The 16417-nt window shown below is 66.7% G+C and carries 12 protein-coding genes and 1 rRNA gene (1 of these 13 running past the window's edge); 7 read left to right on the top strand and 6 right to left on the bottom strand.

The window, feature by feature from the left end; all coding sequences use genetic code 11:
- The first annotated feature begins 113 nt into the window (after positions 1-113).
- Positions 114-1967 carry an ABC transporter transmembrane domain-containing protein gene (locus ACP696_RS11930; RefSeq protein ID WP_426015292.1) on the top strand — a complete coding sequence of 618 codons (1854 nt, stop codon included), beginning with the start codon at positions 114-116 and terminating at the stop codon, positions 1965-1967.
- Between the two features lie 29 nt (positions 1968-1996).
- Here the strand turns inward: ACP696_RS11930 and ACP696_RS11925 are convergent, their stop codons facing one another.
- Positions 1997-2704: an ArsR/SmtB family transcription factor gene (locus ACP696_RS11925; RefSeq protein WP_426015293.1), complete on the bottom strand. Its 708-nt coding sequence runs from the start codon at positions 2702-2704 to the stop codon at positions 1997-1999.
- Positions 2705-2833: 129 nt separating this feature from the next.
- On the opposite strand from ACP696_RS11925, the gene ACP696_RS11920 reads away from it, so the two are divergent.
- Complete coding sequence (locus ACP696_RS11920; protein WP_426015295.1) at positions 2834-4201, top strand: MFS transporter; 1368 nt, start codon at positions 2834-2836, stop codon at positions 4199-4201.
- Between the two features lie 203 nt (positions 4202-4404).
- On the opposite strand, the gene secA is transcribed toward ACP696_RS11920, so the two are convergent.
- A complete protein-coding gene (secA, locus tag ACP696_RS11915; protein ID WP_426015296.1) occupies positions 4405-7170 on the bottom strand; it encodes a preprotein translocase subunit SecA in 2766 nt (921 codons plus the stop codon).
- A 286-nt stretch (positions 7171-7456) separates the two neighbouring features.
- Here secA and ACP696_RS11910 point away from each other — a divergent pair, with 286 nt between their 5' ends.
- From ACP696_RS11910 to ACP696_RS11900, 3 genes are all read left to right on the top strand, one after another.
- Complete coding sequence (locus ACP696_RS11910; protein ID WP_426015297.1) at positions 7457-8446, top strand: peptidylprolyl isomerase; 990 nt, start codon at positions 7457-7459, stop codon at positions 8444-8446.
- Positions 8446-9957: a bifunctional glutamate N-acetyltransferase/amino-acid acetyltransferase ArgJ gene (gene argJ / locus ACP696_RS11905; protein WP_426015299.1), complete on the top strand. Its 1512-nt coding sequence runs from the start codon at positions 8446-8448 to the stop codon at positions 9955-9957. The genes ACP696_RS11910 and argJ overlap by 1 nt, the downstream gene beginning before the upstream one ends.
- 162 nt (positions 9958-10119) lie before the next feature.
- Complete coding sequence (locus ACP696_RS11900) at positions 10120-10581, top strand: hypothetical protein (protein ID WP_426015301.1); 462 nt, start codon at positions 10120-10122, stop codon at positions 10579-10581.
- A gap of 386 nt (positions 10582-10967) precedes the next feature.
- Here ACP696_RS11900 and hfaD read toward each other — a convergent pair whose 3' ends face one another.
- From hfaD to hfaA, 3 genes are read right to left on the bottom strand one after another with little or no spacing between them, the layout of a single operon-like run.
- Positions 10968-12179 (bottom strand): holdfast anchor protein HfaD, encoded by a 1212-nt coding sequence (gene hfaD / locus ACP696_RS11895; RefSeq protein WP_426043826.1) that lies wholly within the window; start codon positions 12177-12179, stop codon positions 10968-10970.
- Positions 12130-13140, bottom strand: a complete 1011-nt coding sequence (gene hfaB / locus ACP696_RS11890) for a holdfast anchoring protein HfaB (protein WP_426015302.1) — start codon at positions 13138-13140, stop codon at positions 12130-12132. The genes hfaD and hfaB overlap by 50 nt, the downstream gene beginning before the upstream one ends.
- A complete protein-coding gene (gene hfaA / locus ACP696_RS11885; RefSeq protein ID WP_426015305.1) occupies positions 13130-13585 on the bottom strand; it encodes a holdfast anchoring protein HfaA in 456 nt (151 codons plus the stop codon). Before hfaA ends, hfaB begins: the two co-directional genes overlap by 11 nt.
- A 228-nt stretch (positions 13586-13813) precedes the next feature.
- Between hfaA and ACP696_RS11880 the strand changes: the two genes are divergently transcribed.
- Positions 13814-14245, top strand: a complete 432-nt coding sequence (locus tag ACP696_RS11880; RefSeq protein WP_426015307.1) for a CBS domain-containing protein — start codon at positions 13814-13816, stop codon at positions 14243-14245.
- A gap of 70 nt (positions 14246-14315) precedes the next feature.
- On the opposite strand, the gene ACP696_RS11875 is transcribed toward ACP696_RS11880, so the two are convergent.
- Positions 14316-14756: an RrF2 family transcriptional regulator gene (locus ACP696_RS11875; RefSeq protein WP_426015309.1), complete on the bottom strand. Its 441-nt coding sequence runs from the start codon at positions 14754-14756 to the stop codon at positions 14316-14318.
- Between the two features lie 933 nt (positions 14757-15689).
- Between ACP696_RS11875 and ACP696_RS11870 the strand changes: the two genes are divergently transcribed.
- A 16S ribosomal RNA gene (locus ACP696_RS11870) occupies positions 15690-16417 on the top strand (it continues 758 nt past the right edge of the window).

Here is a 16417-nt window from a genome sequence, read left to right as displayed (position 1 = left end):
CGGGCGATCCAACCGACTTGAGGCGGCGTGTAATGTGGGCGGGGGCCAGCCTTGCGGGTGGCTCTCGGAGACGCGCGGATATAAAGAAAGCGCGCGAATTTGGCAAGGGACAGTTGATGAGTGACGTGAACGCGGGCGAGATTTCGGCCGAGGGCAGGCCGAGCGCCGGCGCGGAGCTGGTGCAGAACCTGGCCGAGGCGGCCAACCGTCGTCCCCGTCGGAAAGACATCCGTCCCCTGGCCCATCTGCTGCCGTTCGTGCGCCGCCACGTGGGCGACGCCCTGGCGGCCGGCTTCTTCCTGCTGTTCTCCACCGGGGCCACCCTGGGCCTGACAGGGGCTTTCAAGGGGGTGATCGACAAGGGCTTCACCAAAGGCTCGGACACCGCGATCAACAGCGCCTTCCTGGGCCTCGGCGCGGTCGCCGTGCTGCTGGCCGTGGCCACGGCCCTGCGGTTCTTCTTCGTCACCCGGCTGGGCGAGCGCGTGGTCGCCGACCTGCGCCGGGCGCTCTATGGCCACACGCTCAAGCTGGACCCGGCCTTTTTCCTGAAGACCCGCACCGGCGAGGTGCTGTCGCGGATGACCACCGACATCACCATCATTGAGCAACTGGTCGGGACCAGCGTCTCGGTGGCCCTGCGCAACATCCTCAGCCTGATCGGCGGCCTGGGCTACATGGCCTTTGTCAGTCCCAAGCTGGCGGGCTTCATCGTGCTGATGGTGCCGGTGATCCTGGCGCCGATCTTCCTGCTGGGCCGCAATGTCCGCAAGCTGTCGGTCAGCGCCCAGGACAAGTTCGCCGACGCGGTGGGCTATGCCGGCGAGAGTCTGGACGCGCTGGACACCGTCCAGGCCTTCGGGCGCGAGGGCGCAGCCGACATCCGGTTCGGCGGCGCCGTCGAAGGCGCCTACAAAGCTTCCGTCAAGCGTATCAATGCCCGGGCCGCGATGACCGCCGTGGTCATGGCCCTGGCCTTCTGCGGCGTGGCCCTGTTGCTGTGGGTGGGCGCGCACCTGGTGCTGGCGGGCGAGATGACCGGCGGCACCCTGGCCCAGTTCGCCCTGCTGGCGATCTTCTCCGCCGGCTCGGTCGGCGCCCTGGGCGAGGTCTGGGGCGACGTGCAGAAGGCGGCCGGCGCCATGGAGCGAATCTCCGATCTGCTCAATTCCGAGCCCGGCATCGCCGCGCCGGAAAAGCCCCAGGCCCTGCCCATGCCGGCCCTGGGGGCGATCGCTTTCGAGAACGTCACCTTCGCCTATCCCGGTCGTCCGGACCTGCCGGCGCTGCGGGGCTTCGACCTGACCGTCAGGCCCGGCGAGACCGTGGCCCTGGTCGGACCCTCGGGGGCGGGCAAGAGCACCGTCCTGCGGCTGCTGCTGCGCTTCTATGACCCGCAGATGGGGTCGGTGAAGCTGGACGGCGTCGATCTGCGCGCTGCCGACCCGGCCGAGGTCCGCGCCCGCATGGCCCTGGTCGCCCAGGACTCGCCGCTGTTCTCCGGCTCGGCGCTGGACAACATCCGCTTTGGCCGCGAGGAGGCGACGGAGGCCGAGGCCCGCGCCGCCGCCGCCGCCGCCCAGGCGACCGGCTTCCTGGAAGCCCTGCCGGAGGGGTTCAACACGCCCGTCGGCGAACGCGCCAAGACCCTGTCGGGCGGCCAGCGCCAGCGCTTGGCCATCGCCCGCGCCTTGGTCCGCAACGCCCCGATCCTGCTGCTCGATGAGGCCACCTCGGCGCTCGACGCCGAGAACGAGCGGCTGGTTCAGAAGGCCCTGCACGACGCTATGTCAGGCCGCACCACTTTGGTCATCGCCCACCGCCTGGCCACGGTGCTGAAAGCGGACCGGATCGTGGTCATGGAAGACGGCCGCGTCGTGGAGCAAGGCACCCACGCCGAGCTCTCGGCCCAGGGCGGGCTGTATGCGAAGCTGGCGCGGCTGCAGTTCGGGGTGGAGGCGGCCTAAATCTTTCTCCCCTTGCGGGAGAAAGGACGCTAAGCCGCCTCCCTACCCTCCATCGTCTCCAAGTCTACACCCAGCCGCAAGCGTAGTTCCTCACGCCCCAGCATGGTCAACTTCACCGCCCGGCTGCCGGTGCCTGCGTCGATCCAGCCCAGCGCCACCATCCGCGACAGCAGGGCCACGCCCAACGGGCCGGCCAGGTGGTGGCGGCGTTCGGTCCAGTCGAGGCACTGGCGGGCGACGCCGCGCTTGGCGCGTAGGGCGGTAGGCTCCAGGCCCAGGTCCCCGAACCAGGCGCGGCCGGCGTCGGGGACCGCGTAGAGCTTGTCGTCGGCCAGCGCGAGCACGCCCCGCGCGACGAGGGCGTCGGTCACGGCGATGCCCAGCCGTCCCGCCAGGTGACCGTAACAGCGGCGGCCTTCACGCAGCGCGCGGGCCTCGGGCGAGCGGGGCTGTTGCAGCGACCGCACCGGCGCAGCCAGCACGGCCAGGGCCTCGAGCACATGGGCGACCTCGGCGTTGGCCAGGCGGTAATAGCGGTGGCGCCCCTGGCGCTCGACGCTCAGCAGGCCGCCGTCCACCAGCCTGGCCAGGTGGTTGCTGGCCGCCTGGGCGGTCAGGCCCGCCGCCCAGGCCAAGGCGCCTGCGGGGTGAGCGCGGCCGTCCATCAGGGCCTGCAGCATGGCCGCCCGGCTGGGATCGCCGATCAGGGCGGCGGGGGAGGCGATGTTGGCTTCCATGACCTAACCTTTCTGCCGCTCATCCCGACCTTTGCCGGGATGAGCGGATTTTTAGAATATTCTGGGCCGCCAGCGAAAGCTTCAGTCTTCGCTGTAACATCCATGCCCGCGCTGGGCGAAGATCACGCCATGACCACGCCCCGAGTCGCCCAACTGCCGCTGATCCTGCTCGCCGCCAGCTTCGGCTTCACGATCGTCCAACTGGACGTCACCATCGTCAATGTCGCCCTGGATGCGATCGGCCGCGAGTTCAACGCGCCGACCGCCAGCCTGCAATGGGTGGTCGACGCCTATGCGCTGCTGCTGGCGGCGCTCTTGCTTTCGGCGGGCGCGCTCGGCGACCGGTTCGGACCCCGGCGGGCGTTCCTAAGCGGGCTGGTGCTGTTCGCCGTCTCCTCGGCCGCCTGCGGCCTGGCCCAGAGCGCCGCGCAGTTGGTCTTGTCGCGCGCGGTGCAGGGCGCGGCTGCGGCCCTGCTGGTGCCGCCGTCCCTGGCCCTGATCACCCACGCGGCGGCGGGCGATGACGAGGCGCGGGCCTGGGCCGTGGGGTGGTGGACGGCGGCCGGCGGGGTGTCGATCGCCGCCGGGCCGGTGATCGGCGGCCTGCTGATCGGCGCGCTGGGCTGGCGCTGGGTGTTCCTGGTCAACCTGCCGCTCTGCCTGGCCGGGGCGATCCTGACGCTGCTGTTCGTCCCAGAGGCCCCGCCGCGCCAGAAGCGGCCGCTGGACCTGCCCGGCCAGGCCCTGGCCTTCGTGGCCCTGACCCTGCTGGTCGGGGCGGTCATCGAGGGCGGCCACAGGGGCTGGAGCGACCCGCTCGTGCTGGGCGCGCTGGTCGGCGGCTTGCTGGCCGTGGCGGCCTTCCTGACGGTCGAGAGGGGCAGCGCCCATCCAGCGGTTCCTTTGGAGGTGTTCCGCAACCGGATGGTCTGGTCGGTGGTGGTGGTCGGGGTGTCGGTGAACTTCACCTATTACGGGGTCATCTTCGTGCTGGGCCTCTTTCTTCAGCGTTCCGCCGGCTACGACGTGGTCCAGGCTGGCCTGGCCTTCCTGCCCCTGACGGCGACCTTCATCGCCGCCAACCTGCTGAGCGGTCGGATTGCGGCCCGCTTTGGACCCGCGCGGACCATGGCCGGCGGGGTGCTGGTGGCGGCGTTAGGCTACGCCCTGACCAGCCGGCTGACGCCGACGACACCCTTCTGGCTGATGGTCCCCGGCTTCCTGCTGATCCCCGGCGGCATGGGCACGGCGGTGCCAGTGATGACCAGCGCCCTGCTGGCCAATGTGGACCGGCACTTCTCAGGCACCGCGTCGGGGGTGCTCAACGCCTGCCGCCAGGCGGCGGGGGCGGCGGGCGTGGCGGTGATGGGCGCGTTGGCGGCCGGCGGACCCGACCGGATCGCGGCGGGGCTCCGGGCGTCCGGGATGATCGCGGCCGCAGTGCTGGTGGGGGCGGCGTGGGTGGCGGCGCGGAGTGGGGGGAAGAGAGTCACTTAAACTCCGCTCATCCCGGCGAATGCCGGGACCCAGATGGAATGGTCCGAGGCGGGTTCCGCTCGCTCAGAGGTCTTCCAATCAGCCCGGCGCCTTGGGATCTGGGTCCCGGCATTCGCCGGGATGAGCGGGTCAAAAAGCCAAAAGAAAAACGCCCGCCCTGGTTTCCGAAGGCGGGCGTCTTCAGATCACCAAGCGCTCAGCGCCTAAACCAGCGCCCCGTGGCAGTGCTTGAACTTCTTGCCCGATCCACACGGGCAGGCGCCGTTGCGGGCGGTATATTCCCAGCCTTCCGGCAACACCGAGACTGGCAGGGCTTCGCGTTGCTGGGGCGACAGGCCCTCGGGCAGGGCGCCGGCCACGGCGACGTTTTCGCCGGTCAGCGGGTCCAGGTGGACCTCGATCAGGCCTTCAGGAGTGTGCAGCGGCTCGGGATCGGCATAGGCGATCTCGACCGTCATCAGCCAGCGGGTGGTGTTGGTCCGCAGGTCGCCCAGCAGCTTCTCGAACAGCGAGAAGGCCTCGGTCTTGTACTCGTTCAGCGGATCGCGCTGGCCGTAGCCGCGCAGCCCGATGACATTGCGCAGGTGGTCCAGGTGCATCAAGTGCTCGCGCCACTGCAGATCGATCATCTGCAGCAGGAAGCTCTTTTCCACTGAGCGCATCTGGTCGGGGGTGATGATCGCCTCGCGCTCGATCGCCCGTTCGTCGGCGGCCTTGGCGATACGCTCGCGCATCTCCTCGTCGCCGATGCCTTCCTCGGCGGCCCAGTCCTTCAGCGGCAGCTCCATGCCGAAGATCGACTGGACGCGCTCGTCCAGGCCTTCGATGTCCCACTGCTCGGCATAGGCCTTGGGCGGCATGTAGCGGGCCACGAAGTCATCGACCACGTCGCGGCGCATCTCGGTGATGATCTCGGAGAGGTCGGTGGCCTCCATAAATTCCTGGCGCTGCTCGAACACGGCCTTGCGCTGGTCGTTGACGACGTCGTCGTACTTCAGGAGGTTCTTGCGGATCTCGTAGTTGCGCTGCTCGACGCGCTTCTGGGCGGTGGCGATGGCGTTGTTCAGCCACTTGTGAGTGATCGCCTCGCCTTCCTGGACGCCGAAGGTGCGCATGATCGCGTCCAGCCGCTCGCCGGCGAAGATGCGCAGCAGGTCGTCCTCGCACGACAGGAAGAACTTGCTGTGGCCCGGGTCGCCCTGACGCCCGGTGCGGCCTCGCAGCTGGTTGTCGATGCGGCGGCTTTCGTGGCGTTCGGTGCCCAGCACGAACAGGCCGCCGGCGGCCAAGGCCTGGGCCTTGGCGACGGCGATCTCGGCGTCCAGCTCGGCCTTCTGAGCCAGCTCGTCCTCATGGGCCGGGGTGATCCCAAGCCCCTTCTGCTGCTGCAGCCAATTGGCCAGGCGCATGTCGACATTGCCGCCCAGCTGGATGTCGGTGCCGCGGCCGGCCATGTTGGTGGCGATGGTGACCGCGCCGGGCACGCCAGCGTCGGCGACGATGCCGGCCTCCTGCTCGTGGAAGCGGGCGTTCAGCACCTGGTGCGGGATGCCCTTGTGCTTCTTGCCTTCCCATTCCCAGGGATAGACGGCCAGCAGGCGCGACAGCTCCTCGGACTTCTCGATCGATACGGTGCCGACCAGGATCGGCTGGCCGCGGGCGTGGCAGTCGGTGATCTGCTTGAGGATCGAGTCGTTCTTCTCGCGCTCGGTGCGATAGACCTCGTCGTCGTCGTCGATGCGCTGGACCGGGCGGTTGGTCGGGATCTCGCTGACGCCCATCTTGTAGATGTCGTCGAATTCCTGGGCCTCGGTGGCGGCCGTGCCGGTCATGCCGGCCAGCTTGCCGTAGAGGCGGAAATAGTTCTGAATCGTCACCGAGGCCAGGGTCTGGTTCTCGGGCTGGACGTCGGCGCCTTCCTTGGCCTCGATGGCCTGGTGCAGGCCTTCCGAGAGGCGGCGGCCGCTCATCATGCGGCCGGTGAACTCGTCGATCAGGATCACCTCGCCGTCCTTGACGATGTAGTCCTTGTCCAGCGTGTAGAGGATGTTGGCGCGCAGGGCCTGGTTGACGTGGTGCACCACCGAGATGTTGGCGGCGTCATAGAGGCCGGCGGTGTCCTCGGCGAGGTGGCCGCCCTCCATCAGGATCTCTTCGATGCGCTCCTGGCCGTCCTCGGTGAGGATGACCTGTTTCTGCTTCTCGTCGTGATCGTAGTTGGTCTTGTCCTTGATCAGATCCTTCACCAGCAGATCGATGGTCTTGTAGAACTCGCTGCGGTCCTCGGTCGGGCCCGAGATGATCAGCGGGGTGCGGGCCTCGTCGATCAGGATCGAGTCGACCTCGTCGACGATCACATAGTGGTGGCCGCGCTGGACCATTTCCTCGACGCTGTAGACGAGGTTGTCGCGCAGGTAGTCGAAGCCGAACTCGTTGTTGGTGCCGTAGGTGATGTCGCTGCGATAGGCGCGCTGGCGCTCGCCCTGGCTCAGGCCGTTGACGATCACGCCGTAGGACAGACCCAGGAAGTTGTGGATCTTGCCCATCCAGTCGGCGTCGCGGCGGGCCAGATAGTCGTTGACCGTGATGACGTGGACGCCCTTGCCCTCGAGGGCGTTCAGATAGGTGGGCAGGGTGGCGACCAGGGTCTTGCCCTCGCCCGTGCGCATTTCCGAGATGCCGCCGCCGTGCAGCACCATGCCGCCCACCATCTGGACGTCGAAGTGACGCATGCCCAGCACGCGCTTGCTGGCCTCGCGCACCACGGCGAAGGCTTCGGGCATCAGGTCTTCCAGGTTCTCGCCCTTGGCCAGGCGGGCCTTGAACTCGTCGGTCTTGGCCTTTAGGGCGTCGTCCGACAGCGCGGCGTATTCCGGCTCCAGCGCATTGATCTTCGCCACGCGGGCGGACATGATCTTGACCTTGCGGTCGTTGGAAGAGCCGAAGAACTTTTTGGCGAAGCCGAGCATGAATACAGGATCCGGAGGTGTGTCTGTGAGGCCGGCGCTAGGGCTTTGGGGCCTTCACTACGGTAAATTCGTGGCATGGAAGCCAGCGGAAACTGGCGTCTAGGGCGCGCGCGGAGACTTAAGCACCGCCCTTGCGGGTGTCAACGCGAGGCGGGGCGGCCTGGTGGCGGTTTGAGCGGCGTTTAATAGGTTCGGGCCTTTTCCGATCCGCATCGCGAAGCTGTTTCCTCTTGGCGGTAATCCGCGCTAGAGCGCTGAAAGCGTTGCAGCCGGAGATCGGCCCCTTATGAATATTGCTAAGCCTCGCGCCTTCGGCGTCGCCGCCGCGATCGTCCTGACCCTGCTGGTCGCCGCCTGCGGCCGCAACAAGGCCGACGAGCGGCCGCCCGAGCCGGGCGACACCGCCGTGGCGCGGGTCGACGGCCATACGGTCTGGGCGTCGGACGTCAAGCGCGAGGCCGTGGCCCAGGGGCTGATCAGCGAGGGCGAGCCGCTGGACATCGGCTCGGACCTGTTCCGCCAGCGTCTGGACGAGGTGGTCGACCAAAAGCTGTTGGCCGCCGAGGCCCTTAAGCAGAAGCTCGACAAGGACCCTGTCGCGCAACGCCGCCTGGCCGCCGCTCGCGAGCGCATCCTGGGCGACATGCTGGTCGAGAACGTCGTCGAGAAGGCGGTCAACGAGAACGCCATCCGCGGCCTCTATGCCGAGCAGCAGAAGCTGTCCAAACGATCGGAAGAGATCCGCGCCCGCCAGATCCTGGTCGGCAGCCAGGCCGACGCCGAGGCGGTCAAGAAGCTGCTCTCGACCGGCGCGTCGTTCGACGCTTTGGCCATGGAGCGCTCCACCGACCCCGCCACCCGCTTCAACGGCGGCGACCTGGGCTATTTCACTGTCGACGTCATGCCGGCCGCCTATGCCGTGGCCCTCAAGGACGCCCAGAAGGGCGCGCTGGTCGGGCCGTTCCAGACCGAGGGCGGCTGGGCCGTGCTGCGCGTCGAGGACAAGCGCCTGGAAGAGCCGATCACGCTCGAGGCCGCCCGTCCGCAGATCGTCCGCTTCCTGACCTATGACCAGGTGCGCGACCTGCTGGAAAAGCTGCGGGGGGCCAGCAAGGTGGAGATGCTGACCAGCAAGCCGCAGGACGTGCCCGGCGCGCCGCAGGAGCCGGCCTCGGCGCCCCCCGCTTCGCTGCAGCCTGGTCCCGGCAATCCGCCTTCCGACCTCGACGCCGCCGCGCCCGCCGCCGCGCCGGCCGCCGCGCCGGCCAGGAAATAATGACCAAGCCCCCCGTTCCCAAGACGACGGCCAAGGCCGTCGCCGCCGCGCCAAAAGCCGCCGCCGCGCCGTCGCCGACCCCGGCCGAGATCGTCGGCCAGGTCGGGGCCAGTGTCGGCCACACCCTGGAGCGGGCGCTCGACCCGCTGACCACGGCCCTCAAGCGCGCCGGCCTGCGCCGCGCCGAGAAGGCCGCCAGCCAGGGCTCGCCCCCCCTTGTGTCCGAGGAGGCGGTTCAGGCCGCCAAGCCCGCCGCCGTCGCGCTGGGCAAGCCGGGCCTGGCCGTCTCGCCCCTCGCCGTGCCGTTCCCGACCATCCCGCCGATCGCCGGGGTCGAGATCGCCACCGGCCGGGCCGGCTTCTACAAGTACGCCCGCGAGGACATGCTGCTGATGCGCTTCGCGGAGGGCACCAGCTGCGCCGGCGTGTTCACCCGCCACGGCGTCGGATCGGCCCCGGTCGACTGGTGCAAGCGCCAACTCGCCGCCACCGGCGGGCAGGACGTGCGGGCCCTGGTGGTCAACGCCGGCTGCGCCAACAGCTTCACCGGCAAGCCGGGCGCCGACGCCGTGCGCCGGGTGGCGACGGCCGTGGGCAAGCGCTTCGACTGCCGCCAGCGCGACGTGATGATGGCCTCGACCGGCGTGATCGGGGTCATACTCGACGACGCCAAGATCATCTCCAACCTGCGCGAGGTGGAGGCCCGCTTCACGCAGGACGCCTGGGCTGGCGCCGCCTCGGCGATCATGACCACCGACACCTTTCCGAAGGGGGCCTACGCCACCGCCCTGATCGACGGGCACGAGGTGCGGATCGCCGGGATCACCAAGGGCTCGGGCATGATCGCGCCCGACATGGCCACCATGCTGGCCTTCGTGGCCACGGACGCCGCCATCGCCCCGGCCGCTTTGCAGACCCTGGTGTCGCTCTACACCCGCACCACCTTCAACTGCGTGACGGTGGACGGCGACCGTTCGACCAACGACACCTTGCTGCTGTTCGCCACTGGCCAGTCGGGCGCGCCGAAGATCCACCGGGCGGGCGACCGCCGCCTGGCCGACTTCCGCGAGAAGCTGGAGGCCGTGCTACTGGACCTGGCCCTGCAGTTGGTCCGCGACGGCGAGGGCGCCAGCAAGTTCGTCAAGATCACCGTCAATGGCGCGGAAAGCCCGCTTTCGGCCCGCAAGATCGCCCGCACCATCGCCGAGAGCCCCTTGGTCAAGACCGCCTTCGCCGGCGAGGACGCCAATTGGGGCCGCATCGCCATGGCCGTCGGCCGCGCCGACGAGCCGATCAACCGAGAGCGCATCAGCATCCGCTTCGGCGACCTCTACGCCGCCCGCGACGGCCTCGTCTCGGCCGACTATGACGAGGCTGCGATGAGCGCCTACGTCAAAAAGGCCGAGTTCGAGGTGTCGGTGGATGTCGGCGTCGGCAAGGGGACGGCCACGGTGTGGACGTGCGATCTGACCAAGCAATATGTGGCGATCAACGGGGACTATCGGTCATAAGGGGGCGATCTATCTTCCGTCTCCCCGGCGAAGGCCGGGGCCCGGATGGAATGGCTTTGAGGCTGACGCCACGGGCTCCGAGCCCCTCCAATCAGTCACACCGCCATGGGATCTGGGTCCCGGCATTCGCCGGGATGAGCGGATTTAAGTAAGGACAGGCTCATGTCTGAGATCCAGCTCCACGACATCGCCGCCGCCTGCCATGCCGCCGGCTACCGCGTCGCCGAGATCGACAATGGCCTCGAAGTCTCCGGCGCCGAGGATGGCGGAGCCTTCTACCTGTTCCCGCAGAACGGCTGGCTGCAGGTGCGCTGCCAGGTGCTCGACGGCGCCGATCTCGACCAGGCCCGCACCCTGGACGCCCTGTTCGAGACCGTGGCCCGCGCCCAGTTCCGCCTGATCGGCTGCCGCTTCGGCTTCGACCCCTTCACCGGCCTGTGGCTGGTCGAGGACCTCTATCCCGGGTTCGAGGCCGAGCGGTTGCCGGCCGTGCTGGAGCAGCTGGCCTTCGTCTGGGGCTCGCTGGAGGGCGTGCTGGACGCGGCGCTCAAGCGGGGCGAGGCGGCCAACGACGACGCGCTGGACGCGGCGTTCGAGCTGGTGGCGGAGGGGCGGCCGAACTGAAGGGGCCGCTTTTCGACCCGGTGCGGACCGATGGTCGATCAGTTCAGAGGTGCGAGGGTAGCGGAGCGCCTGACCCTTTGCACACACGGGTGATCGCTCTCAATAATCTCAGCACGTCTCGGCCGACGCGCTCGCTCGTTTCCGGGGAAAGGGTCGGCCCGAAGTCGGGAAGCGCCTTAACCTCGACTTCGGTCTGATGGGGTAATGGCTGGTCAAGGACGACGGTAAAGACATTGGGGCCGCGTCTTGAATCCACGGCGCCGCACGCGACTCTGGCGTCCGGACTGATGTTCATTTCGAGTATACGACGGACAGACTCGCCGCCGCGCATAGCGCGAACCTGCTCGGCGCGAACTCCTGGAAAGCAGACCCACGCGCCGGGGGGGCTAGTACCCCGGACTGGTCACCGAGAAGCTGGCGTTGTTGCCCATGGCCGACGAGACGCCGACCACCGAGCGGGCGGCGCCGGTCAGGGACACGGTCGAGCGCGCGCTGATATCGACATTGTTGGACTGGCTGTTGGTGGCGCTCATCGTGCCGCTACATTGGTTGCAGACATAGCCGCTGACCGCGTTACCCACCGCCGTGGCGCTGGATCCGGCGTCATAGCCGTTGTCGCCGGTGAAGCTGGCGATCACCTCGACGCCGCCGCCGTCATTGACCTGGCTGTTGTCGAGCACCAGGTCCGGCCCGGTATTGCCGGCCAAGACCGAATTGCCCACGCCGTAGGCCGTGGCCTGGGCCCCGCCGAACGCGTAGGAGCTACCCTCGGCTTGGGCCCGGACATAGGCGGTGTTGTACTGGTGGCTGGCCACGTCGAGCAGCGGGCCCTCGTTGGAGGCGTTGAGGTTGTTGCCCGAGGCGGTGGCCGCCGTGGTCGTCAGGTTGCTGTTGCCATAGGCGGTGAACTTGGTGGCCGTGACATTGGCCGCGACGTTGTTCTGGTCTGTGATGACGCGGGCCGCCGACTGGTCGGCCCCGGTCAGGTCAATATTGTTGCCGGCCGCTGTACCCGCCACGACAGCGATGCCGGCCACATACTGGATGATCGCCCCGCCGTCGGCGGCGACGTCGGCCTGGTTGTTCTGGCTCACCCGCGCGCCCATCGATCCATTGACCAGCAACAGGCCCTGGCTGTTACCGGCCGCCTGGGTGCTTTCGATCACGTCACCGGCCAGGGCGCTCACGGCCTCGATCTGGCTGCGGGCGGTGACCGATCCGTAATTGGTCTGGACCATGAAGGCGCTGAGCGTGCCGCCGGCCGCCAGGGCCGTGCCGCTGTTGCCGACAGCCGTGGTGTTGATGTTGCTGCTGTCGCCCAGCGAGCCCGAGGCGTTGACCACGCCATGGGCCAGCACGGCGCCCTGGTTGTCCTGGTTGGAGGTCAGGCCGCCGTCGGCCCCGTTCAGGGTCATGCCAAAGCTGTTGGCGCCCGCCGTGGTGGTCGCCGTGACGCCTTCGTCAGCCGTGACGACGTTCAACGTCTGCTCGGCGTTGATGGCGCCGAGGTTCAGCTGGTCGTTCGAGCCCTGGCTGGGCAGGGTCTGGCTAGTAGCGACTCCGCCCAGCGCCACGCACATTGGGATCGCTGCGATCATTCCAGCGAGACGGGTCTTCGCGGGTTTGCGCATTGTTGGTTCCCAGGTTGTTGTAGGCGGGCACGAAGGCCCCGGTCGCGCCGACGGTGTTGCCGGCATAGGGGTCGTAGCTCAGGCAGGTCTGCGGACCAGGCATGCCATACAGGTTGGCGCTCATCTCGATCGCCGCCCGCTCGATCAGCGAGCGCACGGCCAGTTGCATGGGCTCCAGCGCGCCGCGACCGGCGGAGATGTCGAAGATGTTGCCATTGAGGAAGTCGAACACCCCGAGGCTGACTTCGCGGCCAACCACCTGTTTCTGGTAGGAGATCACATCGACCACCTCCAGCGTGCGGGTGTTGATCAGGCGCAGGTCCAGCGCGATGTTCATCACGAACACGCGGCGCTTGAAATTGCCCTTCAGGCCGTCGGTGTCCTTGTCGCCGGCATAGGCGTCCACGCCGGCCGAGCGGATGTTGTAGTTCAGCTCCGTGATCCCGCCGGCTACGTAGAAGTCCGAGCCCGGGACCTGGCCCGCGAGGATCTTGCGATACTCGGCCGGCGCGTCGGCGCCGGGCTTGGGGTTGTCGGAGATCAGCTTGTTGTTGGCGTATTTCAGCTCATATTCCGACACCGAGGTGTCGAAGCGCTCGACCATCGGCATGCCGGCCTTGGCGAAGGCGGTCATCGCCAGCAGGGACGCGCCCTGGGTGACCTTGCGGCCCGAACCGTCAGACTCCTCCTTGCCGGTATAGTCGGCGATGCGGCCGATGGCGACGCGCGGGGCGACCACCCGGTTGGCGCGGGCATATTGCGCCAGACACACCAAGCCCGCCGTGTAGGGCGTGGGGTTGGCCGTCACCGGCGCCGTGCCGATCGGCGTGGCGTAATTGCCGTTGCCCATGGGGGTGGGCACGCTGCCACAGGCGCTCAGCGCCGCGCAGGCGCTGGCCAGCAGGAGGAGGAGGCGCTTACTGGCCATTGCCCGATGTCCCGACATTCGTTCCGGCGCTGATATTGCCGTTGTTGATCTGGTTGGAATTGACGATCACGGTGTTGTTGTTGCCTTGGGTGACGACCGTCAGATTGTTGCCGATCGCCGTCGAGCTGCCGTAGCCGCCGAGGCCCCCAACCCCGGAATAGCTGTCGAGCGAGCCCGTCGATTGGCCAGAAGAATAGACGCTCTGGTCCGCGCCGGTCAGCATAACGCCATCGACGATGACCCGATTGCCGTTGGCGTCGCGGGTGGAATACTGGACGACGTGGTTTTCGGAGCCGGCCAGACGGCCGTAGCCGGCGTTGAAGGCGGCGGAATTGGTTTCCAAGGTCTGCGCCTGGGCCGCGCCAGCGCCGAGGGGCAGGACGGCCAGGGTCAAAACAGCCGAGCAAAGGCCCAAAGCACCCATGCCACCCGGCAATTTTTTCATGGAAACGACCATCTCAAGCTCCGCGAATGTCGACACGGGGCTGTTAAGCAACCCTCGTGCCAAAATCGGACAACGTTCGACCTAACCCCCAAGGTCTCGCGATTTCGTTAAGGTAAAGCCCGGAGGCGGCCGGAGACCCGAAACTGCGACATTGATGCTGCCCATTGATCTGAAGCGCGCTTTGGAGGACGCTCAACAAAACAAAGATATCGCAGGGAGGATTAAGCTTTGCTGGTTTCTCAGATCCTGAAGGAGAAGGGCGACCTTGTGTTTACCGCCTCGCCCAATGAGACGGTGGGCGCTGCGGCGGCGCTGCTCCACACCCGCAAGGTCGGGGCGATGGTCGTGCTCGAGGAAGACGAGACGATCGCCGGCATTCTCTCCGAGCGCGACATCGTGAGGGTTATCGCCAAGGAGGGCGCCAGCGCCCTGACCCGGGCGATCGCGACCTGCATGACCCGCGACGTGGTCTTCGCCCAGCCCGAGGAGACGGTCGACGCCCTGCTGGAGCGGATGACCGATCGCCGGATCCGCCACCTGCCAGTCTGCAGGGGCCAGCGCCTGGCCGGCATCATCTCGATTGGCGACCTGGTAAAGTACAAGATCCGCGAGACCCAGGCTGAGGCCGACGGCCTCAAGGCCTATATCGCGGCCGGCTGACCACGGCTTCGAAGGGCCACTGGCGCGCCCTCTATATAGAGGGCGCAATATTAGAGAGAGGCCGTGCGCCTCAGCGCTCCGCCTCGCCCAGCAGTTCGGCCCCCGGGCCGCTGACCGCGTCGGCCAGGCTATAGCCTTCCAGCACCTGCGCCGTGGCGTCGCGCGCCCGCAGCAGCGCCTCGCGTAGGGAGCAGGTGGCCAGATCCCGGCAATCCTCGCAGCGGCGGAAGGCCGTGCGGCTGACACAGGGGGCCAGGGCCAGGGGGCCGTCGACCAGCCGGATCACCTCGGCGAAGCTGATGGTCTCTGCGGCGCGGCCCAGTAGATAGCCGCCGAACTTGCCGCGCCGGCTCGTCACCAGGCCCTTGCGCGCCAATGCAAGAAGTATTGCCTCCAGAAACTTGCGCGGCGCATCGGCCCGCACCGCCAGCTCGCCGGCCGTGACCTGGCCGCTCTCGCGGGCCAGTTCGATCATGGCGCGCAGGGCGTAGCGAGCTTTCTGGGACAGCATGGACGCGAAGACTCCTGATTACACGGGTCTATGAAGCCAGGGCGGGGCAGGGCGCAAGCGGCGGCCTGCGGGCGCGGCGCGAAACCATGCACAGATCCGCGCACAGATAAGGGATAGGTGCGATTGATCGGGTCGCTTTTGCGGTTGCGACTCTCCGAAGCGATGGCTAAACACCGCCCTCGCTTCGGGGCTGACGCCCGCCGGACCGATCCAGGGCCTTGCGGCCTTGCATTTGGGAAGGTGGATCGTTAAGTTCTGCGGCCTCAGCCGGCTCGGTGACGAATTTGCGAAGACCCTGTCTTCAAGGGCTCCGTCACCCCGTCTTTTGTCCTTCGCAACGGCCTCGGCCAGAGCATCGACTGGGAAGGAAACAGTCAGTTGACACGGAGTTTTGCTTTCACTAGAAAGCGCGGCTCCGGAGTAACTGGAAAGAGTTCGCAAGAGCTTTTGAGGTTTCTTAGGACGGTTTCTGAGGGTTTCTTTGAAATTCTTTATTGACTGGATTGGCGCTGTTCTTTAGAAGGGCGCTTCGGATTTCTGGGTTGGTTAGAAAGCTGGCTTGGTGGTTTGGTTGGGTCGTTTTGAAAGAAACGGTTTGACACGGAAGTCGAGGTTGGATAGATAGCCGCCTCCGCCGACATCGGGCGCTAAACGGGTGGTTCTGCCGAGAGGCGGTTCTGGGAGCTTTGGCTCTGGGTCTTTGACATTGTTGATTTGGAAAGAGAAACGCAGGCGGCGGCGCTCTGGCGATGACCTCACGGGTCATCATCGAACGCTGACAATTGCGGTCTCTTGAAGACACCATGAATATCATGGACCGGAGCTTCGGCTTCGATCCATCGATGTGATTGGGAACTCGTCAAGATACTATGCAAACCAGAACCGGTTCCTCGGTTTTCCCCTTGGAACTGAAGTCTGTGTTAGCGGTCAACTCAACCTGAGAGTTTGATCCTGGCTCAGAGCGAACGCTGGCGGCAGGCCTAACACATGCAAGTCGAACGGATCCTTCGGGATTAGTGGCGGACGGGTGAGTAACACGTGGGAACGTGCCTTTTGGTTCGGAACAACTCAGGGAAACTTGAGCTAATACCGGATAAGCCTTTCGAGGGAAAGATTTATCGCCATTAGAGCGGCCCGCGTAGGATTAGCTAGTTGGTGGGGTAAAGGCCCACCAAGGCTACGATCCTTAGCTGGTCTGAGAGGATGATCAGCCACATTGGGACTGAGACACGGCCCAAACTCCTACGGGAGGCAGCAGTGGGGAATCTTGCGCAATGGGCGAAAGCCTGACGCAGCCATGCCGCGTGAATGATGAAGGTCTTAGGATTGTAAAATTCTTTCACCGGGGACGATAATGACGGTACCCGGAGAAGAAGCCCCGGCTAACTTCGTGCCAGCAGCCGCGGTAATACGAAGGGGGCTAGCGTTGCTCGGAATTACTGGGCGTAAAGGGAGCGTAGGCGGATAGTTTAGTCAGAGGTGAAAGCCCAGGGCTCAACCTTGGAATTGCCTTTGATACTGGCTATCTTGAGTACGGAAGAGGTATGTGGAACTCCGAGTGTAGAGGTGAAATTCGTAGATATTCGGAAGAACACCAGTGGCGAAGGCGACATACTGGTCCGTTACTGACGCTGAGGCTCGAAAGCGTGGGGAGCAAACAG

Origin of the sequence: Caulobacter sp. DWR3-1-2, from assembly GCF_049896225.1 — a bacterium.
GTDB lineage: Bacteria > Pseudomonadota > Alphaproteobacteria > Caulobacterales > Caulobacteraceae > Caulobacter.
Note: the sequence above shows the minus strand (reverse complement) of the source record. Positions and strands in the feature narration are given on the sequence as shown.